Source organism: Actinacidiphila alni (genome assembly GCF_900112845.1).
Taxonomy (GTDB): Bacteria; Actinomycetota; Actinomycetes; order Streptomycetales; family Streptomycetaceae; genus Actinacidiphila; species Actinacidiphila alni.
The window spans coordinates 21,710-45,027 of sequence record NZ_FONG01000010.1 but is presented as its reverse complement, the minus strand read 5'-3'; the positions used below and the strand labels follow the sequence as shown (position 1 = coordinate 45,027).

General features: G+C 71.0%; 20 protein-coding genes and 1 pseudogene. 13 read left to right on the top strand and 8 right to left on the bottom strand.

Going from position 1 to position 23,318, the window contains the following annotated elements:
- Window positions 1-204 precede the first annotated feature (204 nt).
- Window positions 205-2,427, top strand: a complete 2,223-nt coding sequence (locus BM076_RS18140; RefSeq protein ID WP_177246497.1) for an outer membrane protein assembly factor BamB family protein — start codon at window positions 205-207, stop codon at window positions 2,425-2,427.
- Here the strand turns inward: BM076_RS18140 and BM076_RS18135 are convergent.
- Window positions 2,403-3,662 carry a saccharopine dehydrogenase family protein gene (locus BM076_RS18135; protein WP_093714638.1) on the bottom strand — a complete coding sequence of 420 codons (1,260 nt, stop codon included), beginning with the start codon at window positions 3,660-3,662 and terminating at the stop codon, window positions 2,403-2,405. The two genes, BM076_RS18140 and BM076_RS18135, sit on opposite strands and share 25 nt — an antisense overlap.
- Before the next feature lie 122 nt (window positions 3,663-3,784).
- Between BM076_RS18135 and BM076_RS18130 the strand changes: the two are divergent.
- From BM076_RS18130 to BM076_RS18115, 5 genes and pseudogenes are all read left to right on the top strand, one after another.
- Window positions 3,785-4,474: pseudogene (locus BM076_RS18130) on the top strand (TetR/AcrR family transcriptional regulator); the annotation flags it as partial.
- Window positions 4,475-4,611: 137 nt separating this feature from the next.
- The gene (locus tag BM076_RS38025; protein ID WP_265737100.1) at window positions 4,612-4,740 is read left to right on the top strand and encodes an LPFR motif small protein; all 129 of its coding nucleotides are present in this window, start codon (window positions 4,612-4,614) and stop codon (window positions 4,738-4,740) included.
- A gap of 282 nt (window positions 4,741-5,022) precedes the next feature.
- Window positions 5,023-5,916, top strand: coding sequence for a carbohydrate ABC transporter permease (locus tag BM076_RS18125; protein ID WP_093714636.1), 894 nt, complete (start codon window positions 5,023-5,025; stop codon window positions 5,914-5,916).
- Window positions 5,913-6,785: a carbohydrate ABC transporter permease gene (locus BM076_RS18120; RefSeq protein WP_407640674.1), complete on the top strand. Its 873-nt coding sequence runs from the start codon at window positions 5,913-5,915 to the stop codon at window positions 6,783-6,785. Before BM076_RS18125 ends, BM076_RS18120 begins: the two co-directional genes overlap by 4 nt.
- Window positions 6,785-8,095, top strand: a complete 1,311-nt coding sequence (locus BM076_RS18115) for an ABC transporter substrate-binding protein (protein ID WP_093714635.1) — start codon at window positions 6,785-6,787, stop codon at window positions 8,093-8,095. Before BM076_RS18120 ends, BM076_RS18115 begins: the two co-directional genes overlap by 1 nt.
- On the opposite strand, the gene BM076_RS18110 is transcribed toward BM076_RS18115, so the two are convergent.
- Together BM076_RS18110 and BM076_RS18105 are read right to left on the bottom strand one after the other, a co-directional pair.
- The gene (locus BM076_RS18110) at window positions 8,083-9,000 is read right to left on the bottom strand and encodes a phosphatase PAP2 family protein (RefSeq protein ID WP_093714634.1); all 918 of its coding nucleotides are present in this window, start codon (window positions 8,998-9,000) and stop codon (window positions 8,083-8,085) included. The genes BM076_RS18115 and BM076_RS18110 overlap by 13 nt on opposite strands.
- Window positions 9,001-9,440: 440 nt before the next feature.
- Window positions 9,441-10,265, bottom strand: a complete 825-nt coding sequence (locus tag BM076_RS18105) for an SDR family oxidoreductase (protein WP_407640673.1) — start codon at window positions 10,263-10,265, stop codon at window positions 9,441-9,443.
- A 262-nt stretch (window positions 10,266-10,527) separates the two neighbouring features.
- On the opposite strand from BM076_RS18105, the gene BM076_RS18100 reads away from it, so the two are divergent.
- Window positions 10,528-10,845, top strand: coding sequence for an STAS domain-containing protein (locus BM076_RS18100; protein ID WP_093714632.1), 318 nt, complete (start codon window positions 10,528-10,530; stop codon window positions 10,843-10,845).
- A 318-nt stretch (window positions 10,846-11,163) separates the two neighbouring features.
- Here BM076_RS18100 and BM076_RS18095 read toward each other — a convergent pair whose 3' ends face one another.
- Window positions 11,164-12,402 carry an MFS transporter gene (locus BM076_RS18095; RefSeq protein WP_177246496.1) on the bottom strand — a complete coding sequence of 413 codons (1,239 nt, stop codon included), beginning with the start codon at window positions 12,400-12,402 and terminating at the stop codon, window positions 11,164-11,166.
- Entirely contained in the window at window positions 12,387-12,605 is a 219-nt protein-coding gene (locus tag BM076_RS18090) for a DUF397 domain-containing protein (RefSeq protein WP_093714630.1), read from the bottom strand. Before BM076_RS18090 ends, BM076_RS18095 begins: the two co-directional genes overlap by 16 nt.
- 170 nt (window positions 12,606-12,775) lie before the next feature.
- Between BM076_RS18090 and BM076_RS18085 the strand changes: the two genes are divergently transcribed.
- Entirely contained in the window at window positions 12,776-15,271 is a 2,496-nt protein-coding gene (locus BM076_RS18085; protein ID WP_093714629.1) for a tetratricopeptide repeat protein, read from the top strand.
- A 128-nt stretch (window positions 15,272-15,399) separates the two neighbouring features.
- Here BM076_RS18085 and BM076_RS18080 read toward each other — a convergent pair whose 3' ends face one another.
- Together BM076_RS18080 and BM076_RS18075 are read right to left on the bottom strand one after the other, a co-directional pair.
- On the bottom strand, window positions 15,400-15,753 hold the full coding sequence (locus BM076_RS18080) for a PRC-barrel domain-containing protein (protein WP_093714628.1): 354 nt from the start codon (window positions 15,751-15,753) through the stop codon (window positions 15,400-15,402).
- Window positions 15,754-15,943: 190 nt separating this feature from the next.
- Entirely contained in the window at window positions 15,944-16,303 is a 360-nt protein-coding gene (locus BM076_RS18075; RefSeq protein ID WP_245796129.1) for an STAS domain-containing protein, read from the bottom strand.
- 278 nt (window positions 16,304-16,581) lie between these two features.
- Between BM076_RS18075 and BM076_RS18070 the strand changes: the two genes are divergently transcribed.
- The 3 genes from BM076_RS18070 to BM076_RS18060 all read left to right on the top strand — a co-directional run bounded on the left by BM076_RS18070 (window position 16,582) and on the right by BM076_RS18060 (window position 21,710).
- Window positions 16,582-20,733, top strand: coding sequence for a SpoIIE family protein phosphatase (locus tag BM076_RS18070; protein ID WP_093714626.1), 4,152 nt, complete (start codon window positions 16,582-16,584; stop codon window positions 20,731-20,733).
- Complete coding sequence (locus BM076_RS18065) at window positions 20,733-21,032, top strand: STAS domain-containing protein (RefSeq protein WP_322935850.1); 300 nt, start codon at window positions 20,733-20,735, stop codon at window positions 21,030-21,032. The genes BM076_RS18070 and BM076_RS18065 overlap by 1 nt, the downstream gene beginning before the upstream one ends.
- Before the next feature lie 177 nt (window positions 21,033-21,209).
- Window positions 21,210-21,710 (top strand): DUF11 domain-containing protein, encoded by a 501-nt coding sequence (locus BM076_RS18060; RefSeq protein WP_093714625.1) that lies wholly within the window; start codon window positions 21,210-21,212, stop codon window positions 21,708-21,710.
- 18 nt (window positions 21,711-21,728) lie between these two features.
- Here the strand turns inward: BM076_RS18060 and BM076_RS18055 are convergent, their stop codons facing one another.
- Window positions 21,729-22,331: a hypothetical protein gene (locus BM076_RS18055; protein WP_143120585.1), complete on the bottom strand. Its 603-nt coding sequence runs from the start codon at window positions 22,329-22,331 to the stop codon at window positions 21,729-21,731.
- Window positions 22,332-22,493: 162 nt separating this feature from the next.
- On the opposite strand from BM076_RS18055, the gene BM076_RS18050 reads away from it, so the two are divergent.
- Window positions 22,494-22,835 carry an STAS domain-containing protein gene (locus BM076_RS18050; protein WP_093714623.1) on the top strand — a complete coding sequence of 114 codons (342 nt, stop codon included), beginning with the start codon at window positions 22,494-22,496 and terminating at the stop codon, window positions 22,833-22,835.
- A gap of 89 nt (window positions 22,836-22,924) precedes the next feature.
- Window positions 22,925-23,200, top strand: a complete 276-nt coding sequence (locus BM076_RS18045) for a GlsB/YeaQ/YmgE family stress response membrane protein (protein WP_093714622.1) — start codon at window positions 22,925-22,927, stop codon at window positions 23,198-23,200.
- Window positions 23,201-23,318: the final 118 nt, after the last annotated feature.

The window sequence follows — 23,318 nt, the reverse complement described above, 5'->3', positions numbered from 1 at the left end:
CCTGTCACCACTGGTTACACCGTTGTTGCAGACTGCGGAGATCTTCGCGACACGCCGGGTCGTCCGCGTCGCGGGCGGCGCGTATCACCCTTGCGACACCTGCCGCGCCTTCGCCTGACGAAACGCTTCCAATGGGCCATCATGGGCGCGCACCGTGTCGGAGCACGACGTGCGTCCGGGTCGTGGTTGGTGGGGGGAACGGTCATGGAACCGCTGGAAGACGGCGATCCGCAACAGGTCGCCGGCTATCGCCTGCTCGCGCTGCTCGGTACCGGCGGCATGGGCCGGGTGTATCTGGCCCGTTCGCGCGGCGGGCGCCGGGTGGCGCTGAAGGTGGTGCGCACCGAGCTGGCCGACGACCCGGAGTTCGTGGTCAGGTTCCGGCGCGAGGTCGAGATGGCCAGGACCGTCGGTGGCGCGTTCACGGTGTCGGTCATCGACGCTGATCCGCTCGGCAAGCCGCCGTGGCTCGCCACTGAATACGTGCCGGGGCCCTCGCTGGCCGGCGCGGTGCGCGACTTCGGGCCGCTGCCCGCCCCGTCGCTGCGGGCGCTGGCCGGCGGTCTCGCGGAGTCGGTGGCGGTGATCCACTCGGCGGGCGTGGTGCACCGCGACCTGAAACCGTCGAACGTGCTGCTGGCCCTGGACGGCCCCCGGGTGATCGACTTCGGCATCTCCCGTGCGGCCGAGGGAACCGATCTGACCCGCACCGGCCTCACGGTCGGCTCGCCCGGCTACATGTCGCCCGAGCAGATCGCGGGGGAGCGGGTGACGGGCGCCACGGACATGTTCTCGCTGGGCGCGGTGCTGGCCTTCGCGGCGGCCGGCAGCGGCCCGTTCGGGGACGGGCCGACACCCGCGCTGCTGTACCGCGTGATCCACCAGCAGCCGAGGCTCGACGGACTGCCGGCCGAACTGCGGCCGGTGGTGGCCGCCTGCCTGGCGAAGGATCCGGCGAGCCGCCCCACCCCGGAAGCGCTGCTCGACCTGCTCCAGGAGACGGACGGCGGCGGCCCGGTCACGGGCGACTGGCTGCCGGCCGGACTCACCGAGGCGATCGAGCGGTCCGCCCGCACCATGCCCGGCGGACCGGTGACGAACGGAGTACCGGCCGGTAGCGACTCCTCGCCCCACTCGACACCCGCCGGGTTCGGCCCTGCGCCGGACCTGGGCGCGCCGCCGATGCCGGCATCTGTGCCAGCGAGCCCCTACGGACCGACGACACCCGTACTCAGGCCGGTGGCGCCGGTACTCGAGCCCACCGGCGGCGGACGCCGGCGCGGCCGGATGATCGCCGCTGCCGTCGGCGTGGTGGTGGCGATCGGTCTCGCCGCCGGGATCCTGGCGGCGGTGAACGGCGGCGGCTCCAAGGACGACGGCGCGAACGGCTCGCCGTCGGCCTCGTCGCAGGGCTCGTCGAAGCCGTCGTCCACGGCATCCGGATCCACGGCACCCGTGGCCGTCCCGGCGCCGGCGTGGTCCCGCGCCGTCGGCGGGCCGGTCGACTCCTCTCCGACGGTCGTGGGAGGTGTGCTGTACGTCGGTTGCGACGACGGCAAGGTCTACGCCCTCGACGCGAAGTCCGGCAAGGTGCGCTGGAGCCGCTTCGCCGGGGCGAAGATCGTCTCCTCCCCGGCCGTGGCCAACGGCACGGTGTACGTGGGCAGTTACGACCACAAGGTGTACGCACTCGACGCGGCGACCGGCGCGGTGCGCTGGACGCTGACGACCGGCAGCGCGGTGGCCTCTTCGCCGGCCGTCGCCGACGGCACCGTCTACGTCGGCAGCGAGGACAACTCCTTCTACGCGATCGACGCCGCCAGCGGTTCGGTCCGCTGGAAGCTGCTGACCGGCGACAACGTCGACTCCTCACCCGTCATCGCGGACGGCACCGTCTACGTCGGCAGCAACGACCACAAGCTCTACGCCCTCGACCCGGCCACCGGCAAAGTGCGCTGGACGTACACCGCGGGCGACCACATCGACTCCTCGCCGACCGTCGTCGCCGGCGTCGTCTACGTCGGCAGCGACGACTCCCATGTGCACGCCGTCGACGCCAAGACCGGCAAGGGCCTGTGGAGCCACGAGATCGGTGTCCACGTGGACTCCACGCCGTTCGTCACCGACGGCACCGTCTACGTCGGCAGCAACGGGCCTGCCGCCTACGCCCTGGACGCCGCGACCGGCGCCGAGCGGTGGAAGAGCACGACCGGCGACGAGGTGCTGTCGTCACCCGCCGTACTGCGCGGCACCGTCTACATCGGCGCCAACGACGGCGAGCTCTACGCGCTCGACGGCGCCTCCGGATCGGTGCGCTGGGCGTTTTCCACCGGAGGCCCCGTCCGCTCCTCGCCCGCGCTCACCGACACGATGCTCTATGTCGGCAGCCGGGACGGTCATGTCTACGCCTTCCCGATCGGCTCCTGACCACGGCCCTGCTCGCGGATCGCCCAAGGCGACCCGTAGTCGGTGAGGAGCCCCAGGAAGGGGCGCGGGTCGAATGCCTCGGGTCCGAGGACGCCCGCGCCCGACCAGGTGCCGGCGGCGAGGAGTTCGAGCGCCACGACAGGATTGACCGCCGTCTGCCAGACGACGGCCTGTGTGCCGTATTCGCGCATCGACCAGTCGTTGTCGACGACGTGGTAGAGGTACACCTCGCGCGGCCTGCCGCCCTTGCTGCCGGTGACCCAGGTGCCGGCGCAGGTCTTGCCGTGCATCCGGTCGCCGAGGCCGGCCGGGTCGGGCAGGACGGCGGCGACGACGTCGCGCGGACTGACGAGGGCCGGTCCGCGGTCGCTGGGGACGGTGACGGGCCGGGTGCTGTCAAGACCCAGGGCGTGCAACGTGCGGAGCTTGTCGATGAAGTCCTGGCCGAGGCCGTACTTGAAGGTCACGCGGCGGGCGGTGATCCAGCGGGGAATCAGCAGGACCTCCTCGTGCTCGACGTTGACGCACTCGACCGGGCCGATCCCCTCGGGGAAGTCGAAGACCTCGGGTTCGCTGAAGGGAGCGGTGGTGTGCCAGCCGCGCTCGGCGTCCCAGACGACCGGCGGATTGAGACACTCCTCGATGGTCGTCCAGATGCTGAACGACGGGGCGAAGTCGTATCCGTCCACGGTCAGATCGGCGCCGTCGCGCACCCCGATCTCGTCGATGGTGTCGAACAGGTGGTCCGCCGCGTAGCGGGCGAAGACGTCCGACAGGCCGGGCTCGACCCCCATGCCGACCAGCGCCAGCCGTCCGGCCCGCTCCCACTCCTCGGCATGGGCGAACTGCTCGTCGCCCAGCTTCGTACCGCACATCTCGTGGGGCTGTGCCTGGTGCGGGACGGACAGCGACATCGCCATGTCCAGATAGGTGACACCGGCGTCGCCGGCCGCGTGGAAGAGCGGCATGACGAAGCGCGGGTCGGTGGCGTTGAGCAGGACGTCGCACCGCTCGTCGACCAGCACCTGCCGCACCGCCTCCCGGTCGGCGGCGTCGATCCGCACGGCGCTGAAGCGTGCGTCACGCCCTTCCGCGTCGCCCACCGCCGCCACGGCGGCTTCGGCGCGTGCCGGGTCGTAATCGGCGACGACCATGTGGTCCAGGAAGTCGCGTCGTGCCGCGATCCGTACGACGGCGCTTCCGACGCCTCCCGCTCCGACGAGAAGTACGCGCATGGCGATCCCCAATCCTTGCCGTTCCGCCGGTCCGGTCCACCCTTTCGTGACCTGTGGCCGGTGACGCGAGGGAACCGTGTCGACGGGTCTTAGGTCAATGGCGTTGGCATAAGCTGCCCGGCATGGCCAAGGACGTGGTGGCGGGCGCCGCCAGACAGCGGCGGCGCCGCACCCGGCAGGGCGAGGTGCTCAGCCACGAACTGATCGTGCGCACCGCGCTGCGCATGCTCGCCGAACACGGCGCCCAAGGGCTGACGGCACGGCGCCTGGGGCTGGCGCTCGGTGCCGATCCGAGTGCCCTGTACCGGTACTTCGCCGGGATGGACGCCCTCGTCCTGGCCATCGCCGACGAACTGACCGGACGGGCGCTGGCGGGCTGGACGTCGACCGGCGACTGGCGGCAGGACCTGCGCACACTGGGCCTGCGCATTCACCGCGCCTACCTCTCCCACCCGCAGGCGGCCGTCCTCACGGCGAGCCGGGTCAGCGGTGGCCCGCACGTCCTGACCGTGGACGAGACGGTGCTGTCGATCCTGCACCGTGCGGGTTTCCGCGACCGGGACCTGGCGAGGCACTACCACGTCTTCATCGACAGCTGTCTCGCCTTCGCCGCCCTGGACGCCGCCTCGCTCGCCCTGCCACCGGCCGCCCTGGCGGCGGACGAGCGCATGTGGCGGACCACCTACGCGGCCCTTCCGTCCGATACCCACCCCCGGATCGCCGAGACGGCTCCACTGCTCGCCGCACGGATGACCGACAGCGCCTACCCCGACGTCCTGGACACGCTGATCGACCGGGCCGCGGCCGAACTGGCCGCTCCCGCGACGGTTCCGACCGGTGCGGGCCCGGTTCCCATGGAAAAGGCACCGGCGGGTAGACGGACGCGTAGGGGCGGGCTCCGCCCGGAGCCACCGGGCGGCCCGGCGCACCCCGAAGGAGGAAGCGCCTGATGTTCACGGCAATAGCAGATGTACTCAAGTCGATCGGCAGCGCCGTCGCGACCGTCGTCACGCTGCCGTTCCGCGCGCTGGCGCGCCTGTTCGGCGGCGCGTCCGACAGCGCCCACGGACACCACTGAGCGCGGCCGCGAGCGGCCGCCCCGCTGCGGCGGCGCCGCGGGGCACCGGCTGCCACGCGAGAGCGCGTCCGGTTCCGACCAGCGGGGGTCCGGGCCTGCGCGGCACCGACAGCGGTGATCGTCTGCGGCTCCTCGGAACCCGGTCGCGGGCTCGGCCGGGGTCTCGACAGGGACGTGCCGGGCCGGGACCATGGCGGCACCTCCTTCACCGGAGAAGGGGGCCCGGGGTGAGCGTGCGGTCCGACCGTCCGCCGCCGGCCCGGCACCGGTTCGGCGGGAGGACTGCGGTTGAGCCGGTCAGGTCCTGCGACGCACCGGGACGCCTGGTTCCTGCTGCTGCCCGCGTTGATCCCGGTGCTCGTGCTGAGCGTCGGTCCGCTGCTGTACGGTGCGGCGCTGGCCTTCACCGACGCGCAGTCCGGCGTGCGGCATTCCACCACGTTCACCGGCCTGGACAACTTCCGCGCGTTACGTCTGGACTCGCTGTTCTGGCAGTCCTTCCGGATCGGACTGGTGTGGGCGGTCTGCGTGACCGTCCTCCAACTGCTGCTGTCCCTCGGCCTGGCACTGCTGCTCAACCGGAACCTGCGCTTTCGCTGGCTGGCGCGCACCCTGGCACTTGTGCCGTGGGCGATGCCCGAAGTCGTGATCGGCATCATGTGGCGCCTGGTGTACAACCCCGACGCGGGCGTCCTGAACAACGCGCTCCGCGACCTGCGCCTCACCGACGGCACGACCGACTGGCTGTCCAGCATGTCGCTCGCGCTGCCCGCGGTGATCGTGGTGGGCGTGTGGGCGGGCATGCCGCAGACGACCGTGGTGCTGCTGGCCGGCCTGCAGAACGTCCCCGCGGAGCTTCACGAGGCGGCCGGCCTGGACGGCGCGGGGCCCTGGCGCGGCTTCACCACCGTGACCTGGCCGGCGCTGCGGCCAGTGGCACTGTCCGTGATGGCGCTGAACTTCATCTGGAACTTCAATTCCTTCGGCCTGGTGTACGTGCTGACCGGCGGCGGTCCGGGCGGCAAGACGCAGCTTCCGATGCTCTTCGCCTACGCGGAGGCGTTCCGGTACGGCCAGTTCGGCTACGCCGCCGCCATGGGCCTGGCGATGGTGGCCGTGGTGGCGGTCCTGCTCGCCGTGTTCCTGCGCAACCGGCTGACGCGGGAGGACGGATGACCGGCCGCCGGATGCCGGCCTCGGCACGGGGCGCGCGCCGACGGCGCGGCTGGGGCAGGGCCGCGCAGTACGCCGCCCTGCTGTGTTACCTGGCCTTTCTCGCCTTCCCGCTGCTGTGGCTGGTCTCCACGGCCTTCAAGTCACCGCGGGAACTCGGCTCGGTGGATCCGTCCTGGCTGCCGCACCACCCCACGCTGGACAACTTCCGGAAGGCGTTCGCCGAGCAGCCGCTGTTGCACGCCGCCCTCAACAGCGTGGCGGTGGCCGGTGCGGCAGCACTGGTGTCGGTGGCCATAGCGGTGCCCGCGGCCTACGCGACGGTCCGGTTCCGTACGGCGGTCGGCCGGGCCGGAACCGTGTGGGTGCTGGTCAGCCAGGCGTTCCCGCTGGTGTTGATCATCATCCCGCTGTTCATGGTGCTCAAGGTCATGCATCTGATCGACTCCAGGCCGGGTCTGGGTCTGGTGTACGTCGTCTGGACGCTGCCGTTCGCGCTGTGGATGCTCCAGGGATACGTGAGGGCGGTGCCCGTGTCGTTGGAGGAGGCCGCCGCGATCGACGGGTGCGGCCGGTACCGGACGCTGCGCAGTGTGGTCGTGCCGCTTCTCCTGCCCGGCCTCGTGGCGACGTTGATGTTCTCGTTCGTGACCGCGTGGAACGAATTCTTCTTCGCCCTGGTACTCCTCAAGTCACCGGAGAAGCAGACGATGTCCGTGATCCTGACCCATTTCCTGGGCGCCGAGGGCGCCGCGGACCTCGGGCCCCTCGCCGCGGCCTCGGTCCTGGCCACACTGCCCAGCCTGCTGTTCTTCGCGCTCCTTCAGCGGCACCTGGTCCAGGGCATGCTCAGCGGGGCGGTGAAGGGCTGATGCGCCGCCGCACGGTGCTGGCGGGCGTGCTCGGCAGCACCACGGTCGCGGTGTCCGGCTGCGGTTCCCCGTCCCGGTCGGGTCCACCGAGCCTGGACTTCCTGTCGCTGGCGTGGCAGGAGGAGTCGGTGAAGGTCAACAAGGCGCTCGTCGAGCAGTGGAACGCACAGCAGTCGCAGATCAAGGTCCGTTACGTGCAAGGCAGTTGGGACGACGTCCACGACCAGCTGCTCACCTCGTTCGAGGGCGGGGCCGCTTCCGACATCATTCACGACGAGGGCAACGACCTGACGGACTTCGGCTTCGGCGGGTACCTCGCCGACCTCACGACGCTGATCCCGGCCTCCCTCCGGCGTCGGATCCCGGAGCGCACCTGGGACACCGCCCGGCTCGGCGGGGCGGTGTACGGAGTGCCGTTCCTTCAGGAGCCACGCGTGCTGATCGCCAACCGGAGGCTGCTGGAGGAGGCGGGCGTGACGGTCACCGACAGCGCGGACGCGTGGACATGGACGGAGTTCGAGGACGTCTGCCGCCGTCTGTCGCACCGCGCGGGCGGCGCCGCGCGGCGGTACGGCACGGCTTGGCCGATGAAATCCCCGGTGAGCGTGACACTCAACCTGGCGCTCACCAACGGCGGTCGCGTTCTGTACAAGGATCCGGGCGGAGGTCCGAGCCAGGTGCGGTTCGGGAACGCCGACTCGGCCTTCGCCGAACTGGTCAGGCGCCAGGTCGTCCAGGACGGCACCGCGCCCGCCGGCGCTCTCGCGCTCGGCGGCGGTGACGTACTGCCCGGATTCTTCGCCGGCCGCTACGCGATCCTTCCGCTCGACTTCTCCTACCGGCAGCAGATCCAGCAGCAGGCGCCCGAGGGCTTCGACTGGGTGGTCCTGCCCCTGCCGGTCGGCGAGTCCGCCCCGGACGGCGGCCGCGCACAAGGCGTCAGCCCACAGACCCTCTCGGTGTCCGCGGCGTGCAAGCACCGTCGGGAGGCGATGGCGTTCATCGACTTCATGACCAGCACCCCGCACATGGTGCGGCTCGCCCAAGGGGACTGGATGCCTCCCACGGATGCCGTGGCCCTGAGCGACCCGGCGCTGTCCACGGCGAAGCTCGGGTGGAGCACCGGCGTCGCGCTGGCCGGCCACTTGGCCGCCTCTCCCGCACTGGGTGTCCGGGGCTATGCCGAATGGTCCGACAAGATCGCCACGCCCGCGCTCCAGCAGTTCTACAGCGGGGCCATCGGGCTGGATTCCCTGCGCCGCACATTGGTACGGGACGGCAACCGCGTCCTGGCCCGCTATCGCAGCTGAGCACCGCCCGGCCGCGGCGGGCGCGTGCCCAGCGGTGTCCGGGTCCGGCCTACGGGTGAAGCGGCGGCCGCGGGCTCCGCGGCGGGCAGTGGCCCGGGAACCAGTGCCAGTGCCAGGCCCAGCAGGGCGCTGCCGACGATCCCGTCCAGCCAGTAGTGATTGGCGGTCCCGACGACGATCAGGCAGGTCAGTACCGGATGGAGGAGCCAGAGATACCGAAGGCGGGACCGAACGGTCCCGGCCGCGCCCGGGGCGGGGCGGTGCGCGGCGATCAGGCCGACGGCGATCGCCAGCGCCCAGCCGACGTGCAGCGATGGCATCGCCGCGAACTGGTTGGCCATGGAGTGCCCGTCCGGCGTGGCACCGTACACCGAAGGCCCGTACACCTGCGCCGTGTCGACCATGCCGGTGCCGGACAGCATCCGCGGGGGAGCCAGAGGATAGGCGCAGTGGATCACCAGGGCGGCCATGGTCTGGACGACCAGCGCGCGCCGGATCCACAGGTAGTGCGCGCGGTGCCGCAGGAACATGTAGCCGAGGAAGAGCAGCATGGCCGGGAAATGCACCGTGGCGTAGAGGTAGTTGGCGATCCGCGTCACCGATTCGCTGTGCAGCATGACCTGCTGGACGGCGTGCTCGCTCGGCACATGCAGGCGGCGTTCGAGCGACCACACGGCCCGCGCGTGCGCGAACGCCTCAGACGTCTGGCCGTTCGCGAGTTTGCGGCCGTACTTGTACACCGCGTCCACGGCTACCAGGAGCAGGAGTTCGGGAAACAGCCGCGGCACGCGCCCCGGAGACGATGCGCGGCGGCGGTGAGCGAGCCGGCCGAGCCGGTGCAGCACCTGGGCCGAGAAAGCCGCACCGCCGATGCCCCGTGCTCTCGCCGACGCGTTCGTGGCCATGGCGGCTCCTCGGTCGTCAGGTTCGTTTCGGACGTCCTTGGCGTGCGGCGTATCTACTGGGTCGGAGTTCCGTGGACGGGCCCGGACCCATCCACGGAACACGCCCTACCGCTGCCGGTCCCGCGACCTCATCGCCCAACGCAGCCGACGACCCCACCCGTCGTACACGAAAAGTCGAAGCATCCCGTCCCGTCCCTCCCACGCCGGGATCCGTCCCGACGCAGTGCCGTGTGCCCCGGAAGAGCGCTCTCATACGCACGCCCACGGGCCTCTTCCGACACGAACGAGTCCGTACCCAGCCCCGCCGGACCGTCACGGCCGCAGACGCGGCCATCGCCCTCGTACGGCTCACGGTCCCGTCGACCCGGTCGTGCCTGGCACCATGGGTAATCACGCGCCGGGCAAGGCGCGGGGGCGGACGCGGCGGGTGACGTGTCCGGTCAGCCCTGGGCGCGCTCCGCGACGGACTGCCACTTCTCCCAGGTCGCCAGCCGCTGCTCGTAGTCGGCCTTGGCGATGCCCAGGGGTGACGTACCGAGGAAGCACCGCAGCGGTGGCTCCTCGGCGTCGACAATGTCGAGGACGGCGGCGGCGGAGGCACGCGGGTCGCCCGGTGTACCGACCCGCGCGCGCCGCTGCTCCTGCACCCGCGTGTGGTACTCGGCGTACGCCGGCAAGGGCTCGGACGTCCTCGACGAGGAACCCGCCCAGTCCGTGGCGAAGCCGCCCGGTTCGATGAGCGTGACCTTGATGCCGAATCCCGCGACCTCCTGGGCCAGCGCCTGGCTGATCCCTTCGAGCGCCCACTTCGAGGCGTGGTAGATGCCCACCAGGGGGAATGCGCTGATGCCGCCGATGGAGGAGACCTGAAGGATGTGGCCGCTGCCCTGCTCGCGCAGGAAGGGCAGGGCCGCCTGGGTGACCCACAGCGCACCGAAGAGGTTGGTCTCCAGCTGAGCGCGGGCCTCCGCCTCGGTGATCTCCTCGACCATCCCGAAGTGGCCGTAACCGGCATTGTTGACGACCACGTCGAGACGCCCGAAGTGTTCGTGGGCCCGACGTACGGCGGCGAAGTCGGCGTCGCGATCGGTGACGTCGAGCCTCAGGGGCAGGAACGGGTCCCCGTATGCGGCGGCGAGGTCGTCCAGTGCGGAGAGGTCGCGGGCCGTCGCGGCCACGCGGTCACCGCGGTCGAGCGCCGCGACCGCCCACTCCCGGCCGAAGCCCCGTGAGGCGCCGGTGATGAACCACGTCTTCTGCGGCACGATGTGTCCCTTCCTCCGGGGGAGAACCGATCCCGACCGTCCCATGCATAACACGGCGGAGCGCCGGACGCGGCGCTGAACAGCCCGGACACGGCGGCCCGGCCGTCGGTCGGCCTGTCGTCGGCCGCAACGCCGGGCGCACGGCGACTTCCTTGCCCCGCAGGGGCCTCGGCCGCGGGAACGGGCTCAGCCGCTCGCCCGCCGGGTCAACAGCATCACACTTGTTACCCCGCGGCGGTCGACGGTTCGGCATACTTCCTTCATGTCGACAATGGACAGCGCTCCCACGTCGCCGCACGTCGTCACGGCGGAGGGCGATCTGGACGTCGGAAACCTGGCACCGCTCGAAGCCCGTCTGCGGGCAGCCATCGCGGCCTCTCCTGCGGTGATCCTGGACGTCGGCGCGGTCACCTTCGCGGACTCCAGCTTCCTCAATCTGCTGCTCCGTACCCATCAGAACGCCGACCTGCGCATCGTCGGGCTGCACCCGCCGCTGGACCGGCTGTTCCAACTGGTCGGTGTGGACGGCGTCCTGAATGTCTTCCCCACCGTGGACGAGGCGCGCGCGAGCAGTCGGTGAGTCGTCCCGGCCCTCGGTGAACCGCCCGCGCCCACCGGCGTCTTTCGGGCGTTCGACCGCACCGAGTACGCCCCCGCGTAGGGTCGTCGGAATACCGGAGCACGGGATGATCCCGTCACATTCCCACCGCATATGTCGAATGCGAAGCGGCGTTCTCTTCGCACTGCGGAGACGGATCCTCACGGGGCGTGTCGGTCCCGACGGAAAAGAAATCCCATTTTCTCCTCCATGTTCTCGAAGGGGAACTCCTTTCCGAAAATGGCCGATTCGGCGCGACTGCCCGCAGCGGGACGGGACCTCGGGCCCGTCGGGAGCCGCCTAGGAAGTGGCGGGTGCCACCCGGCGCCACGGACGTTGCGCCGCGGCCGAGAGGGCGAGCAGTGCGACGGCGGCCCACAGCGGTGCGCGCAGGCCGGTCTGCTGGGCGGTGAGGCCGCCGCTGAGCGCGCCGAGCCCGGCGGCTCCTATCCCGAAGATGCGGAACACGGAGACCACCCGGCCGAGCAGGTGGTCCGGTGTCAGGGCCGCGCGGGCGGAACTCGCGGCGACGCTGACGAGGGTGGAGGCGGCTCCGATCAGTGCCAGGAAGCCGGCGATGGCGGCGGGCTCGTGGACGGTGGCGATGCCGAGCCAGGCCACCGCCTGGAGCGCGGTGGCGAGCGTCATGGTCTGGCAGTGGCTCATGTTCCGGGTGAGGAGAGCCGCTCGCCATCCTGTGGCGATGCCGCCGAGGGCGCCGAGCGCCAGGAGAATCCCGTACTCCGAGTCGGCGACATCCAGAGGGCCGGTGAGGTAGAGGACGAAGGTGGCCATGGCGAGGTTGTAGGCGAAGTTGTACAGCGCTGTGGTCGCGGCCAGTCGGCGCAGCACCGGGGTGTTCCGCAAGTGCGCGAGACCCTCACGGATGGCGGCGCGCAGCGGCTGTCGGCCGCCGGCCGCCGGCATTCTCGGCAGGCGGCCGATGCACAGCGCTGACACGAGGAAGGAGACCGCGTCGCCGATGAAGGGGAACGACCGGCCCGCGGCGAAGACGAGGGAGCCGCTCGACGGCCCCAGCAGCGAGCGGCCGACGGTGTCGATGGACCAGTAGCGCCCGTTGACCGTGGCCAGCACCTCCTTGTCGCGGCCGGCCAGGAAGGGGATCACCGCCTGCGAGGACGCGTCGAAGAAGCAGCCGGCGATCCCCGTCAGCAGGACCACCGCCACGAGGACGGGCATCCCTGCGTGTCCGGTCGCCACCAGGACGGCGAGCAGCCCGATGAGGCAGGCCCGTACGGCGTCGGCCGTCAGCATGACCCGGCGGCGCGGCCAGCGGTCGGCCAGTGCGCCGGCCGGTAGCCCGGCGATCAGCCATGGCAGGTAGAAGGCCGCCGTCACCGTGGAGACGGCGAGCGGATCACGGGTGAGTGAGGCGGCCAGGAGGGGGGCGGCCACCTGGAACGCGCCGTCCCCGGTGACGGAGATACCGGTTGCCACGAGCAGGGGAGTGACGGGAGCGGCCTCCTGCGCGGTGGCCAGGTCCACCGCGCGGGAGCCGGTCCTCAGAGAGACAGCCACTCTGGAACGAACTCGTCGGTGCTGAGGTCGCGGAGGAAGGAATTCCACGTCGACCGTTCGAAGCCGAGAATGGGACCATTCCCCTTGTCTTTGGTGTCGCGCACGCCGATCAGTGTCGGAGTGATGGCGACCTCGACGCATCCGGCGTCACCACTGCCTGTGGCTTTAAACCAGAAAGCGCCCTCGAATTGAGACTCTGACATGAAATCCTCCGGGTGTCGAAAGCGGCTGAGAGGGATATCACCGTGCCGTCGGTGACGAAACGGCCGACGGGGAGAACGGGGCGAATCTCGGCCAGTTCCGCCGACATGATGCCGAAGCTCCGTCTAGACTCGTGTGGTTGGTGAAAAGTCCTGAGGGCGGTGGGGCGAGGATGGATGCTGCACTCACCGCCGTGGCCGTCACGGCGGGTACGACACTGATCACCCTGACGGTCACCGCCCTGTGGCAGCGGGCCCGGACCGGAGTGGCCGCGATCACGGAACGGATGCGCCGCGAGCCGGACGGCCGGTCCATACCTCCCGACTCCGCCTCTGCGGCACGCGAGGGCCTGCTGCCGGTGAACCCCGGGCAGCATCAATCCCCGCTTCCCGCAGCACATCCGGCCCTCCGCGACCACTCCCACGCGTTCGGTGACCACAACGCCGGGCCGGCGGTGGGGGAGGCCGGCTGGTGGCAGGAGTCCGTGCGCACACCGCGGGTCGAAAGCCCTCCCCGGATCTTCCGCGGGCGGGAGGAGCAACTGGCCGAACTGACGGCGGCCGTCCACCTGCCCGGGCCGCCCCACGTCCTGCACGGCATGGGCGGGAGCGGCAAGACGGCACTGGCGGCCGAGGTGTTCCGCGCCGTCGAAGCCGAGGGGCTGACCGCTTTGTGGGTGGTGGCGGCCGACCGAACCGATCTGCGCCGCGGAATGCTGACCGCCGCCGCCGAACTCGGCGCCGACGAGGAAGAGTTGCGAGGAGCGCAGGAAGGGCGCCTGGCGGCAGCCGACCTGGTGTGGAAGTACCTCTCCCGCGCGGAAGGCTGGTTCCTCGTCCTCGACAAGGCCGACAACCCCGAGACCCTCGACGGATGGCTGCGCCCCACCACCACGGGCGCGATCCTGGTGACGACGCGCCGGGCACGCGCACCGCAGTGGCAGCAGACGATCCTCCACCGCCTCGATGTGCTGCCCGCCGAGGACGCGGCGCGGATCATCACGGACTTCGCTCCCGGCCGCGGCACGTCCCAGGACGCGCTCGACCTGGCGAACCGTCTCGGCAGGCTCCCGCTGGCACTGCGGCTCGCCGGCAGCTATCTGGAGCGCCAGGCGCTGGAGACATGGTCGCTGAACGACTACCGCGCCCGGTTCGAACACGACGGTACGGTCCTGGCGGACCAGGGAGCGGAACTGCCGCCGGCCGAGGACGTCGGCGCTCCGATCGCCGAGGGGGAGTTGCGCCAACGCCTGTCCTGGACCTGGCAGATCACTCTCGACGCGCTCAGTGCCCGCGGGCTGCCGGAGGCCACGACGCTGATGCGCCTGCTGTCCTGCTGGAGCCAGGCACCGCTGCCGCGCGCCACCTTGTCGGGCGACCGCGCGCGGGGCCCGGGCGCCGGGACCGGCCCACGGGCGCAGACCGCGACGGACGACGAATTCTGGCGCAAGGCCGAACCGGCCCTGCGCGCTCTGATCGACAATTCGCTGGTCTCGACGCACATCGACGCCGAACCGTCCGCAGGAGCCGCGCCGACGCCCTGCCTCCAGGTGCACGGACTCGTGCTCGAGAGTGTTCACACCAGCATCGAGGCGATCGAACGGCCGCGGTACATGGGAGCCGCCGTCCACTTGCTGGACGCCGCCCTCCCCGCAGGGTTCTCGCCCGCCGACGTCAGGCGGCTGCGGCTACTCCTTCCGCACACCGCGGCCCTTCTGCGGCACACCGACGCGTCGACCGTCGGCCCGGCTGTCGCACTGGGCGTCCGGGCCGCCCAACTCGTCTGTGAGGCTGGTGACTACCGGGCGGCTGTCGAGCTCGCCACGCTGGCAGGCGAGAAATCGGAGCGCCTGCAGGGACCCGGCGACCCGGCCACTTTGGCCGCCCGTCACCACCACGGCGACTTCCTCCGCAGGCTCGGCGCCTATCCGGAAGCCGAGGGGATACTGCGGCGCGTGCACGCGCGCCGCTCCGACACCCTCGGAGCGCGGCACCGTGACACCCTGGAAACCGCCGCGGCGCTGAGCATCACGCTCTACCTGATGGGCCACGCCGAGGAGTCCCTCGACTGGATCAGGCGCGCCATCGACGGACAGCGACGCACCCTCGGCAACGACCACGTCGAGACTCTGCGCAGCCGGGCGTACGCGCTGGAACTGCTGGCCCATTCCGGCCGCACCCGGACCTTCCTGCGTGACGGGCCCGCCACCATCGCCGACGCCGAGCGCAGCCTTGGCACCGATCACGTCGTCACCGCCGTCGCCTACAGCAATTACGCCTACGGCCTGCTGCGCACCGACGCGTCCGCGGAGGCAAAGGTCGCCGCCGCGCGGCGCGCCCTGCGCGCACGTGTCCGCCTCTACGGGGAAGGCCACCCGACGGTCCACTCCGCGCAACTCGTCCTGAGCTGGGCCCAGTCGCTGGCCGGCGAGTACGAGTCCGCCCTCGCCCTCATGCGCGATGCCGTCGACGGCCGCGAACGGCTCCTGGGAACTTCGCACCCGCTCACCATCAAGGCCCGCGTGCTCTACGCGGAACGGCTCGCCGAAGCGGGCCGCCCCGAGGAGGCCGAACAACTGCTGCGCGACAACCTCCCCCAGGCCGAGACCATCTACGGATCACACGACCTGGACGTCCTGCGCGCGACGGAGCTGCAACGGCATCTGTGACGCCAGGACGGAACACCCGCGTTCGGTCCCGGTCGCGGTCCCGGTCGCGGTCGTGAGCGGGGACATGGGAAGGGCTGCCCTGTTCGTACCCCGGGGCAGCCCTGTCGAGTTCGCGCGTCGCCGTTGTGTCAGGCGCTGCGGTTCCTGTTGTAGTACTCGCCCACCTGCTGGTGGTACCCGGTGTCGCCGACGTGCTTGTCCTTGTCGAACTCGGGGGATTCCTTGATCTGCTCCTTCGTCAGGTTGACGAAGATCTTCTGCTCGTCGGCGTCGATCGACTGGACGGTGCCCGCCGGGAGAAGGACGTGCTTGCCGAAGATCCATACACCGGTGTCGACCACGAGGTACGCGGAGTCCACCTCGTCGGAGTGCTTGTCGACCTTGCCGATGTGGCCGTCGGTGGCCTCGACCTTGTAGCCGATCAGGTCGGCGCCGGCGGCGTGGCCGGAGGTCTCCTGGTAGCCCCAGATGTTGTCGCTCATGTCGCGGCTCCTTCGTCGGTGTCGTGGTCTCCCGTTCCCAACGGGAGGGCGGCGGCGCCACCGGTGCCCGGCAGGGCCGCCATGCGACGACGCGTGCCCGGCGGATGTGCCCGCATACCTCGTACGGCGAAAGAATGTTGTCGCGCGGCAACTTTTCTCCGAGACCTCTTCAGCCGGCCGCGGACACGCCCTAGTGGTGGCCCTCGGAGGCGACGGCCTCCTCGACCGTGGGCTGTACGACGAAGAGCTGGTCGATCCCCAGGACGCTGAACAGGCGCATCAGGTCCTCGCGTGGTCCGGCGAGCGTCAGCCGCGCCCCGGACCGGTCGGCCAGCTGATAGGCCGCGATCAGCGCGGTGATGCCCGTCGAGTCGCAGTAGTGCAGTGCCGCCAGATCGAGGATGACGCGGCCGCCCGGCGTGAAGGGAGCGTCCGCGAGCGCGTCGTGGAGCTGAGGCGCGGTGTGCTGGTCCAGTTCACCGCGGACGCCGATCACGGTGGCGCCGAGCGCATGCGGCTGGCTGCTGACGGTCAGCGTGTGGTCGGACACCGGTTCTCCTCCGGGCGAGAGCTGGGGGGAAGGCTTCTCCCGCGGACCCGACGACGTACGGCGGCGGTTGCGCCGGCACGGGGGGCGGGACGGTTCTGCCCTCCAGAATGCCATCGTCACCGGCGGTGGCGGAAACGGAAAGCCCGCGCGACCGCGGTGTTGTGGTGATAAGCGATGCCAAGCGGGGTAACAGGCCGCTGGCAGCAGCCGCCGGTGGCCTCGGCACTCCGGCCGGGCGGTCGATCGGCGGGTCCGTACGGAGGAAGGTGTGCCGGGCGATGAAGGCGCAGGACGCGGACGACGGGCCGGATGCCGCGGCGATCGGCACCGATGTGTTCGCAGCCGACGACGGGATCGGCGGGGATCTGGCACGGGTCGACTGGTCGGCCACGCCGCTGGGCCCGCCGGACGGCTGGCCGCAGAGCCTGCGCACAGCGGTCAGCATCCTGCTGTCGTCCCGGTTCTCGATGTGGATGGCGTGGGGTCCCGAGCTGACGTTCTTCTGCAACAGCGCGTACCGTACGGGCACGTTGGGCCGGAAGTATCCGTGGGCGCTGGGGCGACCCGCCCGAGAGGTGTGGGCGGAGATCTGGAGCGACATCGGTCCCCGTATCGAGGGCGTCATGACGACCGGCCGGGCGACCTGGGACGAGGCGCTGCTGCTGTTCCTGGAACGGTCCGGATACACCGAGGAGACCTACCACACCTTCTCCTACAGTCCTCTCCACGACGACGACGGGCAGGTCGTCGGGATGCTGTGCGTGGTGAGCGAGGAGACCGAGCGCGTCATCGGCGAACGTCGGATGGCGACGCTGCGCGACCTCGGATCCGACCCCAGCGTCGTGCGCACCGAGCAGCAGATGCTGGATTTCTCGGCGCGGCAGATGGACCGCAATCCGCGGGACCTCCCGTTCACCCTGACCTACCTCCACGAGGACGACGGCACGGCACGGCTGGCGTGCTCGACAGGCATCGCCCCGGGACACGCGCTGGCCCCGGCGTTCCTGCCGGCCACCGGACAAGCAGCGCCGTGGCCGGTGTCCGCAACGGAGCCGGTCCTCATCGACCTCGACACCACCCCTCATGCCGGTCCTCGGCGCGGGGATTGGTCCCTTCCGCCGCTCCAGGCGCTGCTCGTCCCGCTCCAGCAGCAGGGAGTCGCCCCGCACGGCTTCCTCGTCGTCGGCCTCAACCGCTTCCGGACGCCGGACGAGAGCTACCGGGGATTCGTCGAATTGGTGGCCGGACACGTGGCGGCGGGCACGGTGTCCGCGCGCAGCTACCAGGCCCAGCAGCGCCGGGCGGACGAACTGGCCGAACTCGACCGCGCCAAGACCGCGTTCTTCTCCAACATCAGCCACGAATTCCGTACCCCTTTGACCCTCATCATGGGCCCGGTGGAAGAGCTGCGGCACCGGCTGGAGGACGCCGACCCGCTGATCCTCGAAGAGCTGGACGTCATCCGCCGCAACGGCGTGCGGCTCGGCAAGCTGGTCAACAGCCTCCTCGACTTCTCCCGCATCGAGGCCGGTCGGGCACAGGCCCACTACGAGCCGGTCGACCTGGCCCGGGCCACCGCCGAACTGGCGAGTGTCTTCCGTTCGGCCGTCGACCGGGCCGGACTCGGCTACGACGTCGACTGTCCGCCGCTTTCGCGACCGGTCCACGTCGATCCCGCCATGTGGGAGAAGGTGATGCTCAACCTGCTCAGCAACGCCGTGAAGTTCACCTTCGACGGTTCCATCACGGTGCGCGTACGGGAAGAGAGCGGACGCGCGGTCGTCACGGTGGCCGACACCGGGGTGGGTGTGTCCGAGCAGGAAAGGCCCCGGCTGTTCGACCGCTTCCACCGCATCGAGAACGCGCGCTCCCGTTCCCACGAGGGCAGCGGCATCGGTCTGGCCCTCGTGCGTGAGCTGGTCGAGCTGCACGGTGGCACCATCGGCGCGAGCAGCGCGGAAGGCGTCGGCACGACATTCACCATCACGCTTCCCTTCGGCACCGCCCACCTCCCGGCCGACGCCGCCGTCGGTGCGCGGACCAGGGGCGTGGTGTCCACGACGGCCGCCCCGTACGTGGAGGAGGCGCTGCACTGGCTCCCGCCGCTTCCGGCCGGGGCGGAAGCGGCGTTGCCGACCGTCGAGAGCTCCGATCCCGTGGCCGCCGACCGACCGCCGACCGATGCGCGCGTCCTGGTCGTCGACGACAACGCGGACATGCGCGAATACCTGGCGCGTCTGATGACCGGGGCGGGATATCGGGTCACGACCGTCGTGGACGGGACCGGCGCGCTGGAGTCGGTGCGCGCGGATCCGCCGGACCTGGTGGTCAGCGACGTGATGATGCCGGGCCTGGACGGTCTTGGCCTGGTGGCCGCGCTGCGGTCCGATCCGCGGACGGTGTCCGTACCCGTCGTGCTGCTGTCGGCCAGAGCCGGGCAGGAAGCATCGATCGAGGGTTTGCGGTCCGGCGCGGACGACTACCTCGTCAAGCCGTTCGCCGCTGCGGAACTGCTGGCGAGGGTCCGGGCCAATATCCAATTGGCCCGGCTGCGCGATCACCACGCCCGCTGGCACAGCGCCCTTGTCGACTCCTTGCAGGAGGCATTCTTCGTCTGCGACGAGGACGGCGCCGTCATCGAGATCAACACCGCGTTCACCGAGATCCTCGGCTACGAACCGGAAGGACTGCCGTACCGGCCGGTCCACCCGTGGTGGCCCGACCCGGCGGCCGAGCCCGAGGCCCATCAGGAGGTCGGCAACGCGTTCGGCCGGCTGCTGCGGTCCGAGAAGGGCTCCTACACCGTTCCGGTCAACCACCGCGACGGTCACCGGCTGTGGGTGGCGGTCACGTTCAACCAGGTCGACGAGCCCGACACCGGACGCCGGCTGATCGTCGGCACGCTCAGGGACGTCACCGCCGAGCACTACGCCATCCAGCGCGAGAGCGCCCTGGCGTCCCTGAGCACACTGCTGTCCCGGGCCTCCGGCCTGCCCGAGGCGCTGTCCGGCGCGTTGGAGGAGTTGCACGACCTGTGGCACGCGGCATGCGTGCTCGCGGTGGTGCTCGGTGACGAGGCCGCTCCCGTCCTGACCGCCACCGACGGTTCCCGGTGGCAGGAGCTGCCCGCCGGCCTGCGCGACGCTCTCGTCGGTCTCGGTACGCACCCGAAGCTCTCACCGGTCGGCGCGTACTCCGGAACGGCCATCGTCCTGGAGCACCCCGACGGTCCGATGGTGCTCTGGCTCGATCTCGGGGAGCGGCGCCCCTTCACCGGCGAGGACGAGCTGCTGCTCTCGCTGCTGGCCGGTCACCTGGCCCAGGGGCTGGCGCGCGTGCACCAGATCGACCAGCAGCGCGAGACGGCGATCGCCCTGCAACGGGCGATCCTCGGCCCCTCCCACCTGCCCACCGGCTTCGCCGTCCGGTACGAACCCGCCACACAGCCGCTGGAGGTGGGCGGGGACTGGTACGACACGGTCCCGCTGCCGGACGGGCGGATCGGCATCGTCGTCGGCGACTGCGTGGGACGGGGTCTGGAGGCCGCCGCTGTCATGGGACAACTGCGCAGCGCCTGCCGTGCCCTGCTGCTCCAGAACGCCGTCCCGGCCGAGGTCCTGACCGCGCTCGACCACTTCGCGGCGGGCATCCAGGGGGCGGCCTGCACCACCGTCTTCTGCGGTGTCCTGGACTCGGAATCCGGCCAACTGGTGTACTCCAGCGCGGGGCACCCGCCGGGAATCCTGGTCGAGCCGGACGGAACGACCAGGCTCCTGGAGGAGGGGCGCGCCACTCCGCTGGCGGTCCGGCCGGGTGCGCCGCGGCCCGAGGGCCGCTATGTGATGCCGGCCCGGTCGACGCTGCTGCTGTACACCGACGGGTTGGTGGAACGGCGGCGTCGCAGCCTGGACGTGGGTATCGGGCAGACGGCCGCCGCCGTGCAGGACGGCCGCGACGCGGCCGTCGACGAACTCGCGAGCCACGTGATGGACCGGCTCGCCCCAGACGGCGGCTACGACGACGACGTGGCCCTGCTGGTCTACCGTCATCCGGCACCGCTGGACATCACGTTCCCCGCCGAATCGTCCCAGCTCGCCCCGGTGCGCAAGGCGCTGCGCGGCTGGCTCGCCCAGTGCGAGCTGCCGCGGCACATCGCGCAGAACATCCTGGTGGCGGCGGGCGAGGCATGCGCCAACGCCGTCGAACACGGCCACCGCACATCGAGCGACACCGTCCAGTTGCGTGCCGAGGCCCGGGTCGACAAGCTGCACGTGTCCGTCGTCGACACCGGCCGTTGGCGACCGCCCGAGCCGGCCGCCAACCCGCACCGCGGGCGGGGCCTGATACTGATGCGTGCCCTGATGCAACGGGTGACCGTCACCCCTGGACCTGTCGGCACGGTTGTCGACATGCAGGCGAGGATTGCCTGATGACGCCGCTCACCCTCACCCCGGGCCACCGCGCCGACGGTACCGCCGTGCTGACGGTCACCGGCGAGATCGACATGACCAACGCCCGCGGTCTCCACGAAGCCATCGCCGAGGCCGGCGGAAAGGTCGTCGTCGATTTGACGGCCGTCGACTACCTCGACAGCGCAGGACTGAGCGTCCTGTTCTCACATGCCGACCGGATCGAACTCGTCGCACCCGGCATCCTGGTCCCGTTGCTCGACATCACCGGAATTTCCGGCCTCGTCACCGTCCGGGTCCAGGACGAGGAGCACTTCTAGGACGCGTCCGGTGGATCGCGTCTGGCTGGTTATGCGCCGTTGTGCGGGACGCCGGGTGCCCGTCACCGTATGAGCGCCGCATCGCGCACCCCTGACGCGAAGCGCGGCACAGGCCCCGCCGTGTACTCCCGTCGCGGCGGGGCCGCCGTCCGTCCCGTGCGCCTGCCGAGGAGAAGCATGATCCGTCCTGCCCGTCGCCGAGCGACCCTCATCCGCCTGGCGGTCCTGCCGCTCTGCGTCGCGAGTGTCGCGTCGCTGGCCGCCACCACCGCCCACGCCGCCGCCGGCACCGCGGACGCCGCGGTGACCTTGACCGCGACGCCGCACTTCGACCTGCTGGCGCCGTCACTCGTCTACACCGTGAGCGTGCACAACAACGGCCCCGACCCCCTGACCGCCGGCCAGGTGATCGTCCGTGTCGCCGATGTGCTCACCCCGGCGTCCGGGGGAGGCTGCACGGTCAATCCCGGCAGCGCCGTCTGCCCGGTCGGCCCGGTCGCCGCGGGGGCGACGCAGTCCCGTGTGGTGACCCTGCCGATCAATCCGGTCACCGTGGCCTTCACGATCCGGGCCACCGCCACGATCACCGCCGCCTCCGCGACCGATCCGGATCCGTCCAACAACACCGAAACAGTCGACTGCACCTACCTCACGGCACTCGACGTCCACTGCTCCTGACGGCCCGCGGCGCCGGGCTCATGCCGCGAAGCGGCCCTGGCCGGACCGGGGTCCACCGCGTTCCCCGGCCGTGAGCCGGCTCTCCGCGCGGGTGAGCCGGGCGAGATTGCGGCGGCGCATCGCATACATCCACACCAGGAACGCGGCCCCGCCGATCCCGGTCACCAGCGCCTGCGTCACATCGCCGGCGACCGCCATGAGGACGGTGAGCGCGGCGACCACGAGGGCCATCGCCACGAAGGCCCACACGGCGGGCCGCCGGTTCATCTGGGCCAGCCGGCGCCGGGCCAGCCCCCGCATGACCTGGCGCTCGCGCGGGTCCGTCGGCACATCACCGTGCCGCATGCGCCGCTCCAGGCCGGGCAGTTCGTCCGCCTCGACCCCGACAGCGCGGCCGTCCCTGCGCCGCCGCCGCATCAGCCACCACGTCATCCATCCCGCGTAGAACGCGCCGGCGATCAGCGCGCCCCACAGACTGGCGCCGTTGATGAGCATCCGCATGCCGGTGTAGAGGACCAGCATCAGCAGCCCCATGACCCACCATCGGTCGGTGAGTCTGCCCTTGCCGCTCCGGACCGTGCTTCCCGCGTTCCGCCGGGCCGTGCCTCCCGTGTCCGACACGCCGTCACATCCCTTCGACAGCACCGGTGTTCAGAAATCTCCCAGAGGATCGGTTACCCCCGGGAATTCCACGGACGCACACCGGAGCGGCCGGATCGCGGGGCCGCCGCGACAGGCACCGTGATCTTGGCATATCGCCCCGAGCGTGGGCAGACTCTCCGCATGACGATCAACAAGGATGTGCCCGCGACCGGGACGACCGGCGGCATCGCGGTAGTGGACCCGGCCGGGGAGCTGGATGTGGAGAATCTGGAGCCGCTGCGTGAACGGCTGCTCCAGGCCGCGAAGTCGGGCCCCGTGGTCGTCCTGGACGCCTCCCGGATCACCTTTGGCGACTCCAGTTTCCTGCGGGTCCTGCTGGAGGCCAGCCACCTGACCGAACTTCGGATCGCCGCACCCCAGCCGGCGATCGAGCGGCTGCTCTCCCTGGTGGGAATGAACATGGCGATGGCGGTCTACCCGACCCTGGAAGAGGCGACGGCACTGGACGCGGGGAAGCGGTAACGGTCGGGGAGGCGGTGACGGCACGGCGAAGCCGTAACGACTCGGGAAAGTCGGTGCCTGGTCCGCAATCATCGGGGCAGAAGGCCGTCATGGGACTCATCGGTTGGATCATCCTCGGACTGCTCGCCGGCGCCGCCGCCAAGATTCTGCTCCCGGGCCGTGACCCGGGCGGACTCGTGGGCACCACCCTCATCGGCGTCGCGGGCGCCTTCCTCGGCGGCTGGCTGTCCGCGAAGCTGCTCGACCGCCCCGTGCCGCACCATTTCTTCGACGGCTCCACCTGGCTGGCGGCCATCGGCGGCGCACTCGTCCTGCTCATCGCCTACCGCATCTTCTTCGGCGACTCGCGGAGTGCCCGCCGCTGACGTAGGCGCACGGGCGGCCAGGGCCTCCGGCGTGGCCGGAACACGGTGCTCGCGGCCCCACCGCCGACGTCAGCCCTTTCCGGGCAGCCGCGTCCGCCCGCACAATGCCCTCACCGGT